This window comes from Paenibacillus apii, assembly GCF_011043685.1.
In the GTDB taxonomy this organism is placed as follows: Bacteria; Bacillota; Bacilli; order Paenibacillales; family Paenibacillaceae; genus Paenibacillus_AQ; species Paenibacillus_AQ sabinae.
In genome coordinates, this window is the sequence record NZ_JAAKGU010000009.1 from 186,223 (window position 1) to 207,266 (window position 21,044).

The window sequence follows — 21,044 nt, forward strand, 5'->3', positions numbered from 1 at the left end:
GCTCAGCTTACATAAAAGAAATCAACCAGCGAACAAGCCAAAATGACCATGCTGATCACCTGATTCAAATTGTAAGAGGCGACCTTCATAAGCTGCCGGTTCGACGGCTTGATGATGTTGTGCTCTGTCATCAGAAGCAGGGTTGCGATGCCGATGCCGACGAGATATATCCAGCCAAGTCCGCGCCACACATACAGGAAGAGCAGCAGCATAATCATGATAAAATGCAGCGCCTTCGCAATGCGCAGCGCATTTTTTAGCCCGAAGTAGCTGGGAATGGACCACAGTCCGGCCCGGCGGTCGAAATCGATGTCCTGGGTGCCGTAAATAATATCGAAGCCGGCGATCCAGAGCATAACGACCGTGCCGATGACAAAAGGCGTAAAGGCGATTTGCCCGGTTACCGCAAACCACGCGCCGATCGGGGCGGAAGCAATCACAAAGCCCAGATACAAATGACTGAGATAGGTGAACCGCTTCGTATAAGAATAAGTGGAAATCAGAACGATCGCCACGGGCGACAGGATCAGGCACAGCAGATTCAGCATTCCCGAAGCGAATATAAAAATCGCGTAGTTGACGGCAACGAACACGGCCACTTCCTTCTCCGCCAGCAGGCGCTGGGGAAGATGCCGGTGCGCCGTTCGGGGATTCTGGCTGTCAAAGGTGCGGTCGACGAGACGGTTGAACGCGTTGGCGCCGTTGCGGGCGCCGATCAGAGCGATCAGCCCCCACAGCATGATTCGGCCGGAAGGCCAGCCGCCGGCGGCCCACACCATGGATATGATGGCAAAAGGCAGCGAGAACAGCGTATGCGAGAACATGACCAGTTCGCCGAACAATTTGAGTTTATGCGCCGCTTGTTTGCAGGCGTTAATGATGACCATAGCGTTTCTTCCCCATTCTCTTCTCTCTTGTAGCTTCCAAAGACCGGCCTGATTACACGTCCGCCGAAGGCGCCGCTCCGGCCAGAATGCGGGCCAGCGTCCCGGCCAGCGCCTGAAGCAGCCCGCCGATATCTTCTTCGGTGATAACGAGCGGCGGCTGGAAGGCCAGGACATTTCGGCCCACTCCGTTCTTGCCGATCAAATATCCCCGGTCTTTCATTTCTTCGAGCACTTCATCCGTCAAGGCCGCGTTTTCCGCCGCTCCGCCGGCGCGCAGCTCGGCGCCCAGCATAAGGCCCGCTCCCCGCACATCGGCGATTGTGCCCGGATAACTGCGCTGAAGGTCCAGAAGCCCTTCCCTCAGCTTCGCGCCCAGCCGCTCCGCCCGCTCGGGAAGCCGCTCCGCCTCGATGTAGTCGAGCACGGCCAGCGCCGTGGCCGCCGATACCGGATTACCGCCAAACGTCGAGGCGGACGGCGTGTTCAGGGAACGGGCGATGTCGTCGTTGGTCGCAAAGGCCGCCACCGGCACGCCGTTGCCGAGCGCCTTCGCCATCGTGATGATGTCCGGCACTACGCCGAAATGCTCCATGGCGAACATAGCGCCCGTGCGCCCGAAGCCGGTCTGAATCTCGTCGGCAATCAGCAGGACGCCGTACTGATCAAGCAGCGTCTTGACCGAGCGGAAGTACGATAGCTCCGGCAGGATCATCCCGCCGTTGCCCTGAATCGGCTCGGCGATCATGGCGGCAATCGTATCTCCCTTCTCTTCAAGCACTTTTTTCAAATCCTCAAGAGACCGCTCCGCCGCCTGCGCTGGCGTCAGCTCCGGGTCATAGGGACGCCGGATAAAGGTGACATCCTCGTCCAGATATTTATCGGTCCGCCACATGGACAGCCCTGTTACGCTCATTGTCAGATTGGTCCGGCCGTGCAGCCCGCTCTCCAGCGCAATAAATCCTTTACGGCCGGTATGAAGCCGTGCCAGCAGCATCGCTCCCTCGTTGGCCTCGGAGCCGCTGTTCACGAAGAACGTGCGTCTAAGCTCGCCGGGAAGCACCTTCTCCAGCCGCTCCGCCAGATCGACGTTCGGCTGGGTCAGATAGATGGTCGTCGTATGCTGCAGCTGCTGCAGCTGGTGAATGGTCCGCTCCGTAATCGCCGGATTGCAGTGGCCGCAGGCGACCACCGACACCCCGGCGAAGAAATCGGTGTATTTTTTCCCGTTCTCGTCATATACATGCTGCATTGATCCGCGCACAAGCTGCGGCGAATTCCGGTAAAAGTGCTGTGTACAAGGATAAAAATATTGCTTACGCTTGGCCGCGACGGCCTCTCTCCCGATGATTTCCTTCTCGTTCATGCCTTCTAGTCCCCCTTTTCTGAGAGTTTCGTCCGCCCGTCTTTCTTCTACGATACTATATACGATGAACTTTAAAAAATGACATCAGGGTAAGGAGTAACGAAGGGGAAGTTTGGAACTGTAGGAGCGATAGCGATCGCCTTTGTCTTCGGATTTCATCCGCGAAGAGCGGGTTAAATCGAGAAATCTGAAGACAACAGCGGCCGGAAGTCCAAACGTTCCTCGTAGTTACGACTGATATCTGATGAGAAAATCTTAAGTTCAGCTTATATATATTTAAAATTTAATTGAATTGCAGCGATCCGAGCGTATAGCCCGCATAGACAGGCTCCAGGCTCTCTGCCGCTTCTTCTCCGGTACCGGAAATGCCGCTTATGGCGTTCCGATAGGCATTCAGGATTGCGCTCAGCTGCTCCGGCGTATAGGTCGCGCCCTCGATGCGGAAGCAGGAGATGCCTGCCGCATACAGCTCACTGAGCACCGGCAAATAGCACAGCTCTTTGGAGAACAGCAGATGGCAGCGTCCATGCTGGTCGCGGTACACCGGATTTTCCCCTTTATCGGTCATCAAGACAAGCACATCATTGCTTACATAACGGTTGTCTTCCTCGCCGATCGGCTCCATCACTTCGGTATTTTCATATAAATCATGTTCCAAATACATCAGCGCCGGCGAACCGTGCACCACCATTTCCAGCGGCAGGTCGGAGCGGGAGGCAAAAGCAGCGAAATGCTCCAGCGTCATCTCGGGCGATACACTGATCCGCTTAAGTCCAAGCCCTGCGTACAGCCCGGCGGAAAGCGTGTTGTAAATGTTGAGGCTGGCGTCTCCGATCAGCGGATAACCGGTTCCGTTATAGCGGCGGATGGCGCCAAGATTCGTAACGAGCAGACCGTCGATCGGGAGACGTTCCCCATGAATGAGCAGCTGGTCGTATTGGTCAAAATGCAGCTCCGTCATCATTCGAGGCAGTCCCAGAATCAGCTTCGTCTTCCCTTTGATCGAGCCCAGCTCCATTACGTCACGCTTGGTGAACGGACGGTCGGGCTCGAAGACATCGCCGGACAGATACAGATGCTCCACCCCTGCTTCCAGGGCGGCCTTGGCCTGCGCCATGTTGTTGACGCGTACCGCCAGCTCGGGGTTCGTCCGCGCGCGGTCTTGGTTCCCCTCCGCCGCCAGCCGTTCCCGCAGCTGCTCCACGCGCTCTTCGGACAGTTCGCGCTCCGCGGTCGGCGTGCTGAACACCTTGCCTGTGCTGTAGAACTTGCCGGTCCCTTCAAACCGCCGGTTAATGTTCCGGAGTCCCGGCTTGCCGAAGGCGTAAGCGGTGGAGAAATCACGCTTGCGGTTATTGTACAGCAGCTTCGAATCCACCGTGCGGTCAAACCCGACAGGATCGTCGATATACCGGTCGATCGCCTCGCCGTAGCTGTTGACAAGCATCACCATGAAATCCTTGTCGCGCATGCGGCCTTCGATTTTGAACGAGGTAATTCCCGATTCGATCAGCTCCGGCAGATTCTCGTACATGAACATATCCTTAACCGCAAGCGGATATTCCGCAGGGAAGATGTAGCCGTCTTTTTTAATCCGGTAATCCCAGCGGCACGGCTTCATGCATTTGCCCCGGTTGCTGCTCATCCCGAACACATGGGAGCTGTAATAGCAGTTCGCGCCGTGGACGGAGCACATATCGCCGTGGACGAAATACTCCAGCTCCATTCCGCTTGCTGATCCCAGCAGCTTCGCCGTCTGCAGGTCCATCTCCCGCGAGGTGACGACGCGGCTTACACCAAGCTCGCGCAGCGCGTGGATCATCTCCAGATTATGTACATTCATCATAACCGAAGCATGGATGGGCAGCGTAAGTCCCATTTCCCGGATCAGCTCCGGTACCGCCATATCCTGCACAATCAGCGCGTCCGGCTGGACACTCTCCAGATAAGTGAGATATTCGCGGGCTTCCTCTATCTCCTCTTCGCTGAACAGGTTGTTGACGGTAATGTACACCTTTTTACCAAGGCCGTGGGCGATGTCGAGCGCCTGTGCAATCTCCTCCAGAGATAGATTGTAGCCCTTTCGCATCATTCTCATATTCAGCACGGGGCCGCCAAGATAGACCGCATCGCAGCGGGACTTCACAACCTCTTTAAAAATGTCAAAGGTGCCGGCCGGAGCCAGCAATTCAATTTCTCTCCCATTAAAATAACGCGTCATTCGTGTTCCTCCTTATGTGACTCCCCCGGTGACGTTCCAGTTACAGGATAGCGGCAGCAAGGCCTGCCAGAATAAATATAGCGATAAAAAAAGAATCCGCCCGGCCCCATTTCAAGCGGTGATACCGCGAACGGGGGGCATCCATCCGGAAGCCGCGGGCTTCCATGGAATAGACCAGATCCTGAGCCCGCCGGAACGCTCCGGCAATGACCGGAACAAGCAGCGTCACCAGCATCCGCCCTTTCTCCTTAAGCGGCAGCTCGCTTAAATCGGCTCCGCGCGAAGCCTGCGCCTTCAGCACAATTTCCGCCTCGTCCAGAATCGTCGGAATGAACCGCAGGGCGAGGCTGATCATCAGCGTAAAGCGGGCCGGTGAAAGCCCGATAAACCGGAGCGGCGACAAGATCCCTTCAAGGCCCTGGTTCAGCCTTGCCGGCGTGGTTGTAAAGGTCAGCAGCGCGGTAAAGGCGACCAGCAGAAACGTGCGGATCGCCGCGAACGCGCCAAGCCTCAGGCCCTCCTCGTAAAGGGAGAAGGAGCCGATGGTCACCAGGACCGCTCCTTCCTTAACCGTCAGCAGCTGGACGATAAGAATAAACAGCATTAAATATCGAAGCGGCTTGGCCGCCAGCACATAATATTTGAGCGGAATCCGGGTGGACGCCGCCACCGCCACCGAGATCGCCGCGATCAGCGCTATGGCCGGCCAGGACCGGGACAGCAAAATGGCGGCGGAGTACAGCAGCATGCCGACGAGTTTCGATCGGGGGTCCAGCTTATGGACCCAGGAGCCGGTCTCAATGCTTCTGCCGAGCAGCAAACGCTCATTCATAGCCGGCCCCCTGTCCGCCAGCCCGGCCGGAATTGCCGCTTCGCCGCGACGCAATTAGCTCGGCCAAGCCTTCCGGCGTCAGCCGCGGCTCTTCGCCCTCAAGGCCCAGCCGGTCGGCAACCGCCCGCCAGTAGCGCAGCGAGTCCGGCACCGCCAGCCCACAGCGCGTCAGCAAAGACGGGTCCGCCGCCAGCTCCCGGATGCTGCCCTGAAAGGCGGTCCGGCCCTGGTCCAGCATGATCCAGCGGTCGGCATGGGGCAGCAGCTCGTCCATCCGGTGCGTGACGATAATCACCGTCCGCCCGCGCTCCCGGCAGAGGCGCGTGAGCAGCCCGATCAGCTCCCTGCGGCTGACCGGGTCCAGCGAGGCCGTCGGCTCGTCCAGCACGATAATCTCGGGGTCGGCCGCCAGCACCGAGGCGATGGCCGCCTTGCGCATTTGCCCGCCGCTCAGGCGAAACGGATTGCGTTCCAGCAGCGCAAGGTCCAGCCCCATATCGAGCATTGCCTGACGCGCGCGCTCCCGCGCCTCATCCGGGCTCATGCCGAAGTTGAGCGGACCGAAGCACAGATCCTTCTCCACCGTCTCGGCGAACATCTGCTGCTCCGGGAATTGGAAGACCAGCCCGACGCGCCGCCTGAGCGGCAGCAGCTTGGGCGGCTTTTCTCCAGCCCGGAGCGTAATATCAAGAACCGACACCGTTCCCTCTGTCGGCTTTAGAATCCCGTTGAACAGCTGAAGCAGCGTTGATTTGCCGGACCCGGTGGCTCCGGCGATGCCGACCATCGTCCCTTGGGGAAACTCGCAATCGATCCCATGCAGCGCCGCCTGCCGCCACAGACTCTGCTGCGAATACGTATAGCTTACTTGCTGGAGTTGAATGGCCATAGTGTTTCGATTAGCTCCTTTTCACTGGCGGGTACGCCGATCGTAATCCCCCGGGCCTCAAGCTCGCGGCTGAGCTCCCAGGCGTACGGCGCATGCAGGCGGCACGCTTCCAGCAGCCCCGGGCTGCTAAACAGCTCGGCCGGCGTCATATCCCCCGCCAGCCCGCCCCCGCACAGCGCGAGCACACGCTGCGAGGCCATGATTTCATCGGCGTCATGCGTAATCATCAGAATGGTGTAGCCTTCGGCATGCATGTCCCGCAAAATGTCCAGCAGCCCGTTCCGGCTCTCTTCGTCCAACATGGAAGAGGCCTCGTCAAAGATGACGACGCCCGGCTCCATTGCCAGAATGGAGACAATCGCTACCCGCTGCTTCTGTCCTCCGGACAGCTCCCCGGGGTGCTTGGCCAGCAGCCCGGTAATCCCGAGCTTGCCGGCATAGAGCCGCAGGCGGCGGTCCATCTCCTCCCGGGACAAACAGAGGCCTTCCAGACCAAACAGAATATCCTCCTCGACCGTTTCCCCGACGAACTGGTTATCCGGGTTCTGGAAGACCATGCCGATTTTCCGGCGGATATTTAAGATGGTGTCTTCGCTCAGCCTCTCGCCGCACACGGTAATTTCCCCGGCGCTTTTGGGGAGCAGCGCATTCAGCAGCTTCGCCAGCGTCGACTTGCCCGAGCCGCTCTCACCCACCAGGCTCACCCATTGCCCCTGCGGGATGCTCAGCGAGAGGCCGTGCAGAATCGGCTGCGCCGGATCATAGCCGAACGACACGTCCTCCAGCACGATGGCGTCAGTGACATGCCCTGCGGAATGGCACTTTCCGTCCAATTCCTTCATGTTGTTCACCCTCCCTGCGGCTGCGACGGCGCTTAGCGCAAAAATTCCTCGAACAGCGATATTTTGGACAATGAGGACACCAGATAGCGGACCGCATAGCCGACCGCGATGCCGGTGACAATTCCGGTCACGAGCAGGATCGGCAAGTAATACAGAATACTGGAGGTGCCCATGACGATCGACGCTGCCGCCAACTGTCCGATATTATGGGCGATGCTGCCCGCAATGCTGACCCCGATCAGACTCAGCCGGTTGCGTCCTCCCTTCATTAAAAGGAACATGACCGCAAAGCTGAGGAGCGAGCCGAACAAGCTGAACAGCAGGCTGGAGAACGTACCCAGAATAAAAGCAGTGAGAAGCGTTTTCAGGATAACAAGCATAAAGGCGTCCCGTCCGCGCAAGAAATAAATGCAGGTCAATATCATAATGTTGGCAAAGCCCAGCTTCGCCCCCGGCATCAGCCCCATCGCCGATAAAGGAATTTGAGCTTCCACGATACCCAGCACGACGGCCACCGCGGAAAAAATCGCGATAATGACCGTCTTCTTCAGCGCCTGGGTCGATTCGCTACCTGACAACCCCATCTATTTCGTCCTCCCCCGTCTGATTAGCGATTTCCACCAGAACCCTGTGCGGCAAACAGACAATCGTCTGTTTGGGCCGGGAAATAAATCCGAACCCCAGACATACCTTGTCAGGGCAATCCGCATCATACATCTCTATGCCGTAATCATGGACTTTAAGGATGTTATAGCCGCGTTCCGTCCGGATATCAATGGTCTGTTCTTCTTTGGTCAGCTTTACGGTACGGTAATGCTTGCCGTCCACCGTAATATTGGCTACCAGCTCATTCTCCTTGGCATCGTTACCGAAATAACGGGGAACAAGAAAAGCGAGCGCAGCGATCAATACGACGGCAACGAGCAGCACGTCTGCGCGTTTCATAAAATTCTCCCTTATTTTTTAATTAAATAATAACCAGACTTATTAATTATAACGGTCTGCTCTAAATCCTTCAATGAAAGCGAAAGTTTGGTTGCCCGATTTCGGGCGGACTTCACAAAATATATATTTATCGTCCAAGAAAAAAGGGCTATCCGGTTTTTTCTGGATAACCCGCGCCTATCGAGCCGCAAATTTTACCGAAATAGGACAGAAATAACGCTGCAAGCTCCGGGTCCCACTGGGTCCCTCTTCCCTTCTCCAATATGCCCAGCGCCTGCTCATGGGCCATGCCTTTGCGGTAAGGACGGTCCGAGGTCATCGCATCATACGCGTCGGCAACCGCAATAATCCGGCCAAACAGCGGGATACCTTCACCACTCAGACCGTCAGGGTACCCTTTTCCGTCATAGCGTTCATGATGCGAGCGCACGCCGCCGAGGTAGGGTGCAATTTTCTCCTGCGGCTCAATCTGGCCCAGAATATTCACGCCCAGCACGGGATGGCTCTTAATCTGGTCGAACTCCTCGTCCGTAAGCTTCCCTTCCTTGAACAGCACGCTGTCCTGCACACCAATTTTTCCGATGTCATGCAGCAGAGCGCTTTTGTGGAGGTTGTCCAGCTCCTGTCCCCGCATCCCTGCGAGCCTCCCGATAATGACGGAATATTCCGCCACGCGAACCGAATGACCGGCTGTGTACGAGTCTCTGGCGTCCAGCGCCACCGCAAGCGTTGTGAACAGGCTGTCCAGCATCTGCCGGTTCTGGCGCTCCCGGACCTCAAGGCCCTTGGTCATCATGTTGAATCCCGCCACCAGCCGGGAGAACTCATCCGAATAATGGTTCTGCATCTGCAGCAGGCTGCCGTCCTTGACTTCATTCATCGCCGCGTACAACTGCTGGATAGGCCGCTGAACGCTCCTCGTAAGGAGAAGAGCCGCAATCATGGAAAAAAGTATGCCGAGCAGAACGACCAGGCCCGCCCACGCCCAATAGGTGCGCATCGACGTACCGCTGAGACTGCCCAGCCGCACCTGAGTCATCACGCTGAATAAAAAAAGCGGAAAGGTTCCAATCAGCGAACAGCTGATCAGAAATTTGGGGCCGATGGATACATGGCTGTGCTCTTCCAGCGAGAAATCGAACTCATGCCTTGCCAGCGCCTCCTCCCGAAAGTGCCGCAGCAGAACGGGAATGGACGCTTCGGTCAGAAAGAATTCGATCAGCGCGTGCATGCTCGTAATTAATACCGCTCCGAATATACCAAAGACAATATAGGAATAAGGAAGATGGAGCAGTCCCGAATGAATCATCCAGGCTGCAGCAAGGCTCGACGGAACCGACAGACCAAGCATGTGAGGACCGAAAATACGCTTGACCGCCAGCATCGGCAGCCGGTGCGTCCGCAAATAGGCGCTCCTCAGCGTATCAAGCGAAGGTTCCTTTTCGGCAAAAGCGTGGCGGATGGGCTCAATATGTTTGTTGAACTGCCACAGTTCGGCCAATACCATAATGACAAACGAAAAGCATAGATTAAGGATCAGCCGGCCGTACTCGTCCCAGCCGATTTCAAGCGTGGAGCCCATCAGCAGGCCGCCTCCCGCTATGACGGCTACCCCGGAACCCAATAAATAATGGAGGATCTGCTTGTTTAAGAAAGATTTATATATATTCATGTCTCCTCCATTTTCCTTTTTTTCTCACTATGCCGCTTGCATTTCAGTATACAATGCATTAAACTATAGTAATATTTGATTTTCCCTATATGAAAAATTCGCTAAAAAAGGATGGCACAGGAGCAACTTACTGTGTTTATCGGTTTCTTTTATTGAAAATTTTACATTTTCTTATGCGACTCTTCCTTATTTATGAGACGATATTCAACCTGTTATTTTCCGACTCACACTGGCGCGGTCATTGGAGCCGCAAGGGCAAAAGAGAGGTAGGGCTTTTGTCGTTTTGGATGCAGAATCTACTATCGCCATACGGCTGCTGGAAATAAACGAGGAGTAAGAAGCCCGTTGCTCACGAACGGCGGGAGGATTAAATATACTGCACGGGAAGCGCCGCTGCCCCTTACGGACACTCGGCGTTCCCGTCAACATACAAGCGCCCGGTAACCGCTGTTTGCGGATACCGGGCGCGTCCATTTTTACGGCGATGCCTGTGTATATTGGCCGATAAAGCCGGCAACCCGGCGGATATACTCCGCCTTATCCTTGTCGTAGGACGTTCCGTGCCCGGCGCCTTTCATCGCCAGTCGTTCCTTGGGACTGCCGCAGGCCTCATACAGCTCGTCCAACATGTAAAAAGGAACGAAGGTGTCGGCGTCCCCGTGGATAAATAAAATCGGCACCTTCGCGCTTCGCACCTGCCGCAGCGCGGAGGCTTCGCGGAAGGAATATCCGGCCTTGATGCGCGACACCAGGCTCGCGCTCTGCAGAAAGGGAAAGCTCGGCAGCCGGTACATCCTCCGCAGCTGGTAAGACAGCTCGGCGGCGACCGAGGTGTAGGCGCAGTCCGCGACGATGGCCTTGACCTGCGGCGGCAGCTCCTCCCCGGAGGTCATCAGCACCGTCGCTCCGCCCATCGATACGCCGTGCAGCACGATCTGCGCCTCCGGCCCCGTCTCCTCGATGACACGCTGAATCCAGCGCACATAATCGCGCCGCTCATGCCAGCCAAAGCCGATATAACCGCCTTCGCTTTCCCCATGCCCTCTGGCGTCGGGAATGAGAACATTGAAGCCGAGCACGTCGTGATATATTTTGGCGTACGCCCCCATGTCCTTTCCCTTGCCCGAATAGCCGTGGGCCACAATCGCGGTCCGCCCTTCCGCGCGGTCCGAAGCAATCCAGTATCCCCGCAGCTTCAAGCCGTCGTCCGATACCAGCTCTATATTCCGGATGGTCTGGCCGGCTATCCACTGCTGCCCTTCTCCCCAGGAGGCCCCCGCCACAGGCGGATCGCTCCTCAGATCTGGATTATTGCTCATGAATACTTTCGGGGCGCGCATAACCGCCACCTTGTAAAAATATAGCCCGGCATAGGTTACGCCGGCGGCGCAAACGAGAACTACAGCAATCGTAATCAGCATCCACAGCATAAAAGTTCACCCGGCCTTCCCCAAGGATTCTTCGTAAACACCATTTTCAGGCGCGGCCCCAAATTTTTCCGTTTTTCTAAAGCTACGTGAGCAGTATAGCATGATCCCGGGCCTTGCATATAATCGGGCGATGAGGCGGCCTTTAGCGAGGCGTCGCTGCGCCTTTAAGCCTTAGCTTTTTTTCACGCAAAAAAAGCCGCCGTCATTCCCCGGGCAGCCCTTCGCGATCGGCCTCTATTTTTAATTTTCGCCAATTCGAAAACCGTTAGTTACAGCACATGCAGCCAGCCGATCAGGGACATCCACAAAGGAACACTGAACATAACGCCATAAGCCAATCCGCGACGGAAGTTTCCTTCTGTTCTCATTATTCATTCCTCATTCCCAAATCAATATTTTAAATTTTTAATTCCTGAATTTAATATAAATCAACTTGATGCATAACGTTGTGAATTTAATCACAATAAGCCTTTATGTTTAAAAATTTTATTGTTTTTTTCGAAAAAAATCCGGTTTTTAAAAAAAACCGGCCCTGCCGTGGGAGTCGGCAGGGCCGTAAAAGTATATTCACAAAACACTGGGGGGTGTTTGGTAAATTCAATATACACCCCGAACCTGAAAATAACCTGACCAAAAGCTGAAAAATACCTTAAATTTCCCTTTGAAGCTGTATTTTTTTACCCGTTCTTCAGCAAAACCCGGATAAAAGGCTCCTTCTTCCAGAAGGCCGAATCCCCGTTGAATTCTACGCTTTCGACCCGATCCTGACCGCCAGGTATAATAATCGGGGTAACCGGCGACAGCCCCGCCCTTACAATCGTCTCCAGATCGAACTCAAGCAGCGGCTGCCCGGTCTTCACTTTATCGCCGGCGGCCACGCGGGGAAAGAAGCCTTCACCCTTTAACGATACGGTTTCGATGCCGACGTGAATCAATATCTGAAATCCCGCTTCATGCTCAAGCAGCAGGGCGTGCTTGCTCTTCTCCATAACATGGGCCACCGTCCCCGGACATGGCGCCGTTACCAATCCTTCCGAGGGCAGAATAGCACCTCCGCCCCCCATCGAGCCGTCTGAAAATGCAAGGTCCGGCACGTCCTTCAGCGGCAGCAGCTTTCCCTTTAGCGGGGCCATTAGTCCGATGATCGAGGCGTCTTTCTTTTTTCTTGTGAATCCAAACATGTCACAGCCTCCCGAGTTCTGTCTTAAGAAGAGTTTACCCGGAAAATAGGTTCGCTTCATAGTTCATTTGGTAAAAAAAAAGCGGCCCCCCAACCACTGGAGAACCGCGTTATTATCAAAGCTTATACTTCAATCGTCGAGTCGGCTTGCGAAGCAAAGCGCTCAACCTCTTCCAGCGTAGGCAGTGCCGCGATTGCGCCGACTTTGGTGCAGACGATCGCTCCGACACGGTTGGCAAGCGTCACAAATTTCTGAAGCTGCTCAAAATCTTGAGCGAATTCCTTCGGCTGCTCAAGCCCGCTGATCTGGAACAGAACCGCTCCGATAAAAGCGTCTCCCGCCCCGGTGGAGTCGATGGATTTTACCTTAATGCTGTCGATCAGGGTTCTGGTGGCGCCGGTCGAAATCAGTGTTCCCTCTTTTCCAAGGGTAACGGCTATCGTCTTGGCTCCCCAGCCATGCAAAATATCCAGCGCAGACTTACGGTCAGACTCGCCGCTTACGATTTTCAATTCATCCTCGCTCAGTTTAACGAAATCGGCTTTCTGAATGCCTTCCTTGGAGAGGCTGATAAACTCCTCTTCTCTGCCTTTCCAAAGGTCGCCCCGGTAGTTCGGGTCAAAGGAGATAAATTGCCCGTTCTCCTTCGCTTCATCCATCAAATCCAGATAAGTCTGTTTGAAAGGATCATTCAATAATGCCGTTGCGGAGCCAAAATGAACGATGGATGCCTGTTTGATCTGCTCTTTGTCGAGATCCTCCGGAGTCACCAGTCTGTCCGCGCCGCGGTTGAACACAAAGTCGCGCTCCCCGTTGCCCTGCAGCGAAACAAAAGCCAGCGTTGTCGGCGTTCCCTGCTCGAACAATAGCATGGAAGTGTCGACACGTTCCTGATCCAGCGTCTGCTTCAGGAACTTGCCGAAAGGATCGTCTCCGACCTTGCCCAGGAAGGACGCCTTCCCTCCAAGCTTGGCGATCGCCGCGCTGACATTGGCCGGAGCCCCGCCTGCCTGCTTCGAGAAATGCTGTCCGTCAACAAGATTGACGTCCACATCCGTGCAGAAGAAATCGATTAACAACTCACCAACGCAAAGTACCGTTCCATAATTCTTCATTTGATCACCTCATATGTAGGATTTAATTTAGTGCGGGCGTGGAGCCTCTGAATACCAGATCCGTGCCCACATGAGTGACTTGGAAGGGCCTTGATGGATCTTTCATTCTTGATAATAACATCTCGGCCGAAATAATGCCCATATGATTGCTGTAAATATGCACCGTCGTAAGGGGAGGCTCGACGACACGCGACTCCGAAGAATCGTCAAAGCCGCATACCGCAACCTCTTCCGGCACCTTGATCCCCTTGTGTTTCAGGGACTTCATGACGCTTATCGCAATGAAATCATTGGCGCAAATAAAGACGGAGGGCCATTCCTTCATCGCGTCCAGCTTCCGCTTCATCCAGTCGCCTTCCAAAAAAAAGTTCCGGTCCGGTTCCACGATGCAGTAAGAAGGGTCCGGCTCGATTCCGGAGTCGTTCAACGCTTTGTTAAATCCAGCCCATCGCTCGTTAAAGCTTTTGCAGTGATTGTAATCGCCTACAAATCCGAAGCTCCGGTAGCCCTGTGCAATCAATTTCCGGGTAAGGGAATACGCGCTGTGCTGATTTTCCATCAGTACCAGATCCGCCTTCAGTTCCGGGTGGAAAATATCGGCGGCGCAATCCACAAAGATGGCCGGAATGCCAAGGCCGGTAACCAGCCCGCTGTATTCCTTGTTGAACATCTCGATACAAATGATGCCGTCCACATTGGAAGCTTCAAAGTTGCCGGGAAGAGCCAAACCGCCCATTTCGTTCTCGCGGATAAAATAAATCGACAAGGTGTAGCCCTCGGCGCTGATCCTTTTCTCCAGTCCGCTGATCAGCTGTGATCCAAAATGCGAGCTGTTGGGAAGATTGGATGTCAGAAGAGCGATATTTCCCTGACTTTCGGGGACCTGGCCCGCCGTGTCTATATCCATATAGGCGAATTGCTTATACTTGAGCTCGGCCGCCTTCCTGAGCACCTTGTTCCTTGTTTCTGCCGGTATGCTTTCAACACCGTTGAGCGCCTTGGATGCCGTGTTTCTGGATATTCCCAAAGAATCGGCGATGTGTTGAATGGTAACTTTCGGTTTCCTCATGAATGTTGTTCCACCTTTGTTTATAGCACCCTTCTTAATTATTTAATATAAAGCATTCCAGCGCTATTCTCAATGCATAATTTACAAATGAACAATTTCACCTTTACATTTTCATTGACATTTTCAAAGTATATTTGTTAAATTGTAAATTAATCATATTGTCAAATGTAAAATCCCGAGCCTGTTCAACTTGCAAATCTGAGGCCGGAAATTGGAGTTATTTAAACAAAAAAAGTAAAGGCGGTAGATCGCATGGGCATTTTAAAAACAGCCAATCAAAGGCCCGTACTGCATTTTTCTCCCAAGCAAAATTGGATCAATGATCCGAACGGACTCGTTTATTTCGATGGAGAGTATCACCTGTTCTATCAGTACCATCCCTATTCTTCGGTTTGGGGACCGATGCACTGGGGGCATGCCGTCAGCAAGGATTTGACAACGTGGGAAGAACTCGACATCGCCCTTTACCCCGATGATAACGGAACGATCTTTTCCGGCAGCGCCGTTGTCGATTGGAACAATACCACCGGCTTTTTCCCGGAGCAGCCGGGAATCGTGGCCATTTTCACCAGCCATTTGGGCGGCAGCGAAACGTCTCCTACCGTACAAAGCCAAAGCCTGGCATACAGCCATGACAACGGAAGAACCTGGATCAAATACGAAGGAAATCCCGTTCTGACGCATCCGAGCAACCCGGATTTCCGCGACCCGAAGGTCTTCTGGTCCAAGCCGTATTCAAAATGGATTATGACTCTGGCAACGGGCCAGACTATTTCCCTGTATTCTTCTCCCAACCTGATCGATTGGACGTTCGAGAGCGAGTTTGGGGACGGAGCCGGTTCGCATGAAGGCGTGTGGGAGTGCCCCGATTTGTTCGAGCTTGCGATTGAGGGGACTGATGAACGCAAGTGGGTACTGCTCGTCAGCGTCGGCGACAACGTGGAGCTTGAGCACGGCTCCCGCACGCAGTATTTTGTCGGCTCCTTTGACGGAAGCGTCTTTACGCCGGAGCACAGCGACATCCGGTGGCTCGACTACGGCAAAGACAACTATGCGGGCGTCAGCTTCTCGGATATTCCGAAGGAAGACGGAAGAAGAATCTATGTCGCCTGGATGAACAACTGGCGGTACGCGAACCAGATTCCGAGCTCGGGATGGCGCGGCTCCATGACCATTCCCCGCACCTTGTCGCTCCGGACGTCCGAAGGCCGGACGCTGCTGCGCCAGCACCCGGTTAAAGAGCTGGACCTCCAGTTTACAGAATCGGTTGCTCTGCCCGACCTTCTCCTGTCCGCGGGGAAAGAGTTCGAGTTCAAAGCCGAGGCGGACTGCGCCGACTTACGCCTTCATCTGGAGCGGTTTGAAGCCGCGGAATTCGGTATCGTTATTCATCATACCGGCACCGACCGGACCGTTCTCTCCTACTCGGCCGGCGAGCGGACCCTCTCTCTGCGGAGAGAGCAATCCGGGGACACCGGATTCTCGGCAATGTTCCCGCTGCCGCAGACGACAGAGGAACTGGGCCAGCTCAAGGATATCCGCGTGCTCATTGACGCTTCCTCGGTCGAGGTTTTTGCCAATGACGGCCTGTCCTCCATTACCAGCCTGATCTTTCCGGAGAAACCTCTCGAACGCCTGTCGTTCTATTCGGTCGGCGGCCAAGTTCAGCTGCGGGGCGGCTCAGTCAAGCTGATTCAATAGCCTCATCTCTTTACGTCATCGCCCTATACAAGCCCGGTCTCCCGCAAAAGCGGGGAGCCGGGCTGTTTGTCTAACTTACCCGGACGGAAAAATGGAAAAGGAACCACCACGGGTTAGGCGATAACACTAACACGATTCAAAACGATGCATACACTAGTCTAAGAAAACCAAAGGAGGTAAAAGTAATGAGCGAAGGCTATGGAAAAATGTTCACTTCTACAACTGTAATCTTGGTGCTTTATATCCTCTTGGTCATTGTCCTCAAAACTTTCTAGTCAAATCGCCCAAAATAAGAGTCTACTTCAAAAGTAGGCTCTTATTTTGCCAAGTTCGCTAAAGTCACAACAAGAAGCTTTGTAATGGACAAGCGTTTTATGTATGTGTGCAAGGGGCATGAAAAAAGCGGCGGCGAGGTCATTTGCTTCATCTCGCCGCCGATCTTTTTCTTTTACACAGACAGGTTCATCAAATAAGGGGCGATTCAATCAGGGTCGCGAAATGAAACCGGTGGGTATGACCGTCGTTCAGCGTCGTCCGGCCGGTTACAAAGTGTACGTGCTTGCCGTTTCCAACCGGAATGGCCGGTCCCGTTCTGATCTTTTTCAGATTGTGAAAATGATTCAGAAAATCCGTTTTTTCCAGATTAATTTCATGGACATGACTGTTTCCCGAACGGATCGCTTGCCCTGTAACGCCGGCAAACCGGTGATTGTGCCGGTCTGCGCCTTCTTCCGCCAGCCTGGTGCTGCCTTGAAATTCATGCACATGTCTTTGTCTGGAAGATCCGGTTCTCTTCTTTCCCGCCAGCCGTTTCTTTTGCAATCCCAGCATCCTCCTTAAATCTGTATGGAACATCACACCATTGTATTAAGGCAGCTTAAGATAAGTACTGGGCAGCTATCCGGAGTTACCCAGTATACAATTGCGACTGCGGAATCACTTCCTTCGGCTGGCTGGGGCTGGACCACGAGAGGCTTACGGCAGCCTCGGGATCGCCTCCGTTGAAATAATGCAGCTCGATAAAATAATATTTCCCAGCTTCCAGACGGATGGTAACGGAATGCTCCTGCGTGCTGTGCACCGTCCAGTCATCCAGAAGAAGTCTGTTGTCCAGATACAGCCTTACGCCGTCTGAGGCCTTCGTGTACAGCGTATAATCTTCGGTAAATCTGGGGCGGAGGTATCCTGCCCACTTGATGGACATACTGTAATTGCCCACCGGCGTTCCCTTCATCCAGTTATAATCGATTGTGGGCACCGTTTTGCCCAGATAGTACTTTTCAAAGTTTGGCCCGACGTAATAATCTCCCCATAAACCGTTTCCAATGGATGTATCGGGCGGGTACACGGCATTTTCCGGCGGGTATTGTTCATCCAGGGTCAGCACGAAAGGATCATTATATAGCGCTTGCAGCTTATCCGCCGGGTTGCGGCTTCCATCTTTTACATAGCTGCCCCAGGTCATGAACCACGAATACATATATTGCTTCTGCCGAAGTGTGGTCGGGTCCGGATTCTGGCCGTTCTCGGTAATCGCGATGATCCTGCCTTCACCGATCCGCAGCAGCTCCTGATGATGCCAAGCCCTGAAGTCGTTGTTATATATATCCATGCCCAGCGCGTCCGCGCGGTTGTGGCCCACGTAGAAATCGGCGGCGTTCTGACACCACTGGTTGTTCGCGTTCGGACTCCAGACCCACAGCAAGTTGTTAAGGCCATGAACATTCACGTACCGGTTGTACATGATCTCCCACAGATTGTTAAACTTCGGCTGGCCGCCCCACCAAAACCACGTTCCGTTCATTTCATGATACGGACGCCAGAGAACCGGAACATTCGCGTCGCGAAGCGCTTTCAAATGCACGGCAACTTGATCGATATCCTCAATCAGCGCGTTGTACAGATCCGTACCGGGCGTGATGATGGGCTCAAACTGTTCAGGCGTACAGTCGGCTTGTACATTGGCCCAAGTGTTGGCGGTTCCGGGGAATGTCGCATGGTAGGTAGCCGTGATGATGCCGCCTTTATTCAGCACCCAATCCTTGCAGGCATTGACCACATTGGCCCGCTGGTTATAGGTGGTCTGGTCGCTTTGGCCGTTGATCGCGCCGAATTCCACACCTTTGAGCTTCGGGTATTTGCCTGTCACGCTGAAAATGTACGGACTGAACTGGTTCGGAGATTCCAGATATTCATGCTGCCCGGAAATAATCGCCTTGCCCTGCAATTGGTACAAATACGACAGCAATGCTCTGGCTGACGGGGATATATTCGGATTTACGGGTTCTTTCAGCAAAAGATTACTGTATTCGCGCTGCAGGGTACCATCTGTGATCATTCTAGTCGGCGAGTCCGGCAAACTTCGAATCTTTCTGTCATCCATCGCTTGTCACCTCCTTTTTAATAGAGTATGAACACCGGATGAAAGTTGGAACGGCAGGATAGGGGGCCAAAAAAAAATAAGGCGAGACCCCTTCCTGCGAGGCCACTTGCTTCGGCTTTCAGGGTTAGGGATAGCCGAGCAAGCTTCACCGCATATGCACAAGGGGTGCCGCCTCCAGGTTACATTATAAAAGGAACCTTATTGTACTCCAGCCATACTAAGATTACTTGGCCTCCTGAAATACATACCTTGGCTTTTTTCGTTTTTTCTCCGAAGATGATATAGCTGGCCTCGCAGCCGTCTTCTTGATCTTCCGTCATTTTCCGGGGGTGAAGCAGCAGCTGACGGAGATGCTCCGTGGTAAATCCCGCTTTCCAGAAGGCGTGTGAGGCCCACTCGGTCATTTGAAGAGTTTGCTGATCCAACGCTTCCTCCACTTTTTTCAGAAATAAGGTTTTCTCCATCTATCCGCACTCCTTTATGATGTTTTAGACAGGCTAGGGCCTCCAAAAAAAACTGGCCCTGCCTTGGGAGTCGGCAAGACCATAAAAGAAATATGTTAAAAAAACACTGGGAGTGTTTGGTAGATCCAATATACACCCCAAGCCTGAAAAGGACCTTAAATTCTCGTCGAGGTTAAAGAATTTTCATGCAACGCCTATTTGAAGCCGCCAATCTCATCTATAACGCCGCGAAGCCTTCACACGCGAATTGATGTGATTGATCAATCCGGTAACCCCGGGCCATCGCGTCCTGATTACCACCGATTCCCAAGCGATTACGACGATCACTCCGGCATAGTTGTTGCCATCGGTATCTTCGAGGGCAGCCGTTGCAGATCGGCGTCCTGGTCGATATTGGCGAGCCGCTACTGGCTATAATCGATCCAGAATCCTTGGAGCCGGTACCGGACGAGCCATTGCCTTCCGGATGGGAAGAGTTTGATTTCTGATACGAAAATACCCCGTAGCTTCTTCTCCGGGGTTTCCTGTTTGTGAAGTTGCATGCGATAGTCTCCGACATGTACATCCAATCCTGATCATCCTCCGACCATCTGAGTTTATCCATTGGAGCTGTCTGTCTACTTGCGTGAAATTCCTTCGCAGAATCAATCGTTGTATTGGTGCCATAACCGAGGTGTTATAGAAGCGTACACTCAGTAAGCACTAAAAAGGCTATTCGCAGTTTAGCCAGTCTAATATAATGAGAAAAAAACGGAATTTCCGGGTTTTCTCTTAACTCAGTTTACTATGTCAAATATTACGAATATTGTATTACTATGACTGAGTGATGTTTGAAATGATATATTAGTCTATTAGCTCATTCACTTTATTTTCTAACTTATCAGGACCAACCTTCTCTCCGTTAACAATAAACGATGGAGTCCCATAGATACCATTTGCTGCAGAAATTTTAAAATCTTTCTTTACATCAAAGAGATACTTACGATTCTTTAAGTTACTTTCAAAAAGATTGTAGTCAACTCCGCTTATATTATCCTTTACAAAATCAAGAAGAAATTTTTCGGTTGCCCAAATAGTTTTTTCCTCACCTTGTTTTTGAAATAGTTTTTCTTTGAATTCCCAAAACTTACCTGGTTCTTGATTATACATCGCTTCCGCTGCAACAGCAGCCTCAATTGAATCCGGTCCTAAAAAAGGAAAATTAATAAAATAAAATTGAACCTTACCAGTATCTATAAATTCTTCTTTAAAGCTATCAAAATACAACCTGTCCCAGTTTCGACAAGCAGGACATTTAAAATCTGCAAATTCTATCACCTTTATAGGAGCATTGGAATCTCCTATATAAGGTTGGTATGACAAATTAAAATCACCAACTTCCAAATCAATTTTTCCAGATGCATCCATCAAGGTTGGTAAATCGGTTATATCAGAACTCTGATTTTTAACTATAAAAGTTGTAATAATAGAGGTAATGCCTAAGCATAAAATTAAAATAACAATAGATAACAATATTTTTTTATTCACACTCTCACCCCGTTATGTATAATTATTATTTTATTACTATAATCGAATTTTTTGTTTGTTAAAAAAATCCCGTGGATTCACTTTTTACAAAAATTATTCCAACAAAGAAAAAACAAGAACATCTAGTTCTTGTCGAGATATTCTTTTACAAGTTTATTTTTTTTTCTTCCCTTCTACCTCAGCCCATATCAAATATATTATTCCAATAACCATACATAAGTTGGCCCCAAATTCCAACTTATTTCCTACGCTTGCTAATAAGGATTCGAAAATCTCCTTATTCCAGGAAACCGTACTAGAACCAAATATTGCTGCACTAATATAACGAACTGCATGTAAAAAAGCTGAAATAAATACAAAAATAGTTCCTGTTAAACGTCTAGACATAGCTAACACCCCTTAGATTATTATATCCATTTCAAACTACTTCCATAATAATTTTAACGTTTTTTCCCATAAATATCAATTGACTACCTGGATTTTAATGGTGTAATATGGATGATAATTAGATTTTACCCTTATA

At 52.5% G+C, this 21,044-nt stretch carries 19 protein-coding genes; 1 reads left to right on the top strand and 18 read right to left on the bottom strand.

Going from position 1 to position 21,044, the window contains the following annotated elements; genetic code table 11:
- Window positions 1–2: 2 nt before the first annotated feature.
- The 13 genes from G5B47_RS18640 to G5B47_RS18700 form a co-directional block, all read right to left on the bottom strand.
- A complete protein-coding gene (locus G5B47_RS18640) occupies window positions 3–887 on the bottom strand; it encodes a UbiA-like polyprenyltransferase (RefSeq protein WP_165101188.1) in 885 nt (294 codons plus the stop codon).
- A 52-nt stretch (window positions 888–939) separates the two neighbouring features.
- Window positions 940–2,250 (bottom strand): aspartate aminotransferase family protein, encoded by a 1,311-nt coding sequence (locus tag G5B47_RS18645; protein WP_165101191.1) that lies wholly within the window; start codon window positions 2,248–2,250, stop codon window positions 940–942.
- Between the two features lie 283 nt (window positions 2,251–2,533).
- Entirely contained in the window at window positions 2,534–4,471 is a 1,938-nt protein-coding gene (locus G5B47_RS18650; protein ID WP_165101194.1) for a peptidase U32 family protein, read from the bottom strand.
- Between the two features lie 40 nt (window positions 4,472–4,511).
- Window positions 4,512–5,303 (bottom strand): energy-coupling factor transporter transmembrane component T family protein, encoded by a 792-nt coding sequence (locus tag G5B47_RS18655; protein ID WP_165101197.1) that lies wholly within the window; start codon window positions 5,301–5,303, stop codon window positions 4,512–4,514.
- The gene (locus G5B47_RS18660) at window positions 5,296–6,192 is read right to left on the bottom strand and encodes an energy-coupling factor transporter ATPase (protein WP_165101200.1); all 897 of its coding nucleotides are present in this window, start codon (window positions 6,190–6,192) and stop codon (window positions 5,296–5,298) included. The genes G5B47_RS18655 and G5B47_RS18660 overlap by 8 nt, the downstream gene beginning before the upstream one ends.
- Window positions 6,168–7,034, bottom strand: a complete 867-nt coding sequence (locus tag G5B47_RS18665) for an ATP-binding cassette domain-containing protein (RefSeq protein ID WP_165101203.1) — start codon at window positions 7,032–7,034, stop codon at window positions 6,168–6,170. Before G5B47_RS18665 ends, G5B47_RS18660 begins: the two co-directional genes overlap by 25 nt.
- Before the next feature lie 32 nt (window positions 7,035–7,066).
- Entirely contained in the window at window positions 7,067–7,618 is a 552-nt protein-coding gene (locus G5B47_RS18670; protein ID WP_025332917.1) for a Gx transporter family protein, read from the bottom strand.
- Window positions 7,602–7,979, bottom strand: a complete 378-nt coding sequence (locus G5B47_RS18675; RefSeq protein ID WP_165101206.1) for a NusG domain II-containing protein — start codon at window positions 7,977–7,979, stop codon at window positions 7,602–7,604. Before G5B47_RS18675 ends, G5B47_RS18670 begins: the two co-directional genes overlap by 17 nt.
- A 148-nt stretch (window positions 7,980–8,127) precedes the next feature.
- Window positions 8,128–9,651 (bottom strand): HD-GYP domain-containing protein, encoded by a 1,524-nt coding sequence (locus G5B47_RS18680; RefSeq protein WP_165101209.1) that lies wholly within the window; start codon window positions 9,649–9,651, stop codon window positions 8,128–8,130.
- 476 nt (window positions 9,652–10,127) lie between these two features.
- The gene (locus G5B47_RS18685) at window positions 10,128–11,081 is read right to left on the bottom strand and encodes an alpha/beta hydrolase (RefSeq protein WP_165101211.1); all 954 of its coding nucleotides are present in this window, start codon (window positions 11,079–11,081) and stop codon (window positions 10,128–10,130) included.
- A 677-nt stretch (window positions 11,082–11,758) separates the two neighbouring features.
- Complete coding sequence (locus tag G5B47_RS18690) at window positions 11,759–12,262, bottom strand: PTS sugar transporter subunit IIA (RefSeq protein WP_165101214.1); 504 nt, start codon at window positions 12,260–12,262, stop codon at window positions 11,759–11,761.
- A 122-nt stretch (window positions 12,263–12,384) separates the two neighbouring features.
- Window positions 12,385–13,377 carry a carbohydrate kinase family protein gene (locus G5B47_RS18695; protein WP_165101217.1) on the bottom strand — a complete coding sequence of 331 codons (993 nt, stop codon included), beginning with the start codon at window positions 13,375–13,377 and terminating at the stop codon, window positions 12,385–12,387.
- Window positions 13,378–13,399: 22 nt separating this feature from the next.
- Window positions 13,400–14,446 carry a LacI family DNA-binding transcriptional regulator gene (locus G5B47_RS18700; protein ID WP_165101220.1) on the bottom strand — a complete coding sequence of 349 codons (1,047 nt, stop codon included), beginning with the start codon at window positions 14,444–14,446 and terminating at the stop codon, window positions 13,400–13,402.
- A 252-nt stretch (window positions 14,447–14,698) separates the two neighbouring features.
- Here G5B47_RS18700 and G5B47_RS18705 point away from each other — a divergent pair, with 252 nt between their 5' ends.
- Window positions 14,699–16,147 (top strand): glycoside hydrolase family 32 protein, encoded by a 1,449-nt coding sequence (locus tag G5B47_RS18705; RefSeq protein ID WP_165101223.1) that lies wholly within the window; start codon window positions 14,699–14,701, stop codon window positions 16,145–16,147.
- Window positions 16,148–16,612: 465 nt separating this feature from the next.
- On the opposite strand, the gene G5B47_RS18710 is transcribed toward G5B47_RS18705, so the two are convergent.
- The 5 genes from G5B47_RS18710 to G5B47_RS18730 form a co-directional block, all read right to left on the bottom strand.
- Window positions 16,613–16,969, bottom strand: a complete 357-nt coding sequence (locus G5B47_RS18710) for a YmaF family protein (protein ID WP_165101226.1) — start codon at window positions 16,967–16,969, stop codon at window positions 16,613–16,615.
- An 85-nt stretch (window positions 16,970–17,054) separates the two neighbouring features.
- On the bottom strand, window positions 17,055–18,530 hold the full coding sequence (locus G5B47_RS18715) for a glycosyl hydrolase (RefSeq protein ID WP_165101228.1): 1,476 nt from the start codon (window positions 18,528–18,530) through the stop codon (window positions 17,055–17,057).
- 179 nt (window positions 18,531–18,709) lie between these two features.
- Window positions 18,710–18,994, bottom strand: a complete 285-nt coding sequence (locus tag G5B47_RS18720; protein ID WP_165101231.1) for a hypothetical protein — start codon at window positions 18,992–18,994, stop codon at window positions 18,710–18,712.
- An 843-nt stretch (window positions 18,995–19,837) separates the two neighbouring features.
- Window positions 19,838–20,521 carry a DsbA family protein gene (locus tag G5B47_RS18725; RefSeq protein WP_165101234.1) on the bottom strand — a complete coding sequence of 228 codons (684 nt, stop codon included), beginning with the start codon at window positions 20,519–20,521 and terminating at the stop codon, window positions 19,838–19,840.
- Between the two features lie 153 nt (window positions 20,522–20,674).
- On the bottom strand, window positions 20,675–20,908 hold the full coding sequence (locus G5B47_RS18730) for a hypothetical protein (protein ID WP_165101237.1): 234 nt from the start codon (window positions 20,906–20,908) through the stop codon (window positions 20,675–20,677).
- Between the last annotated feature and the right edge of the window lie 136 nt (window positions 20,909–21,044).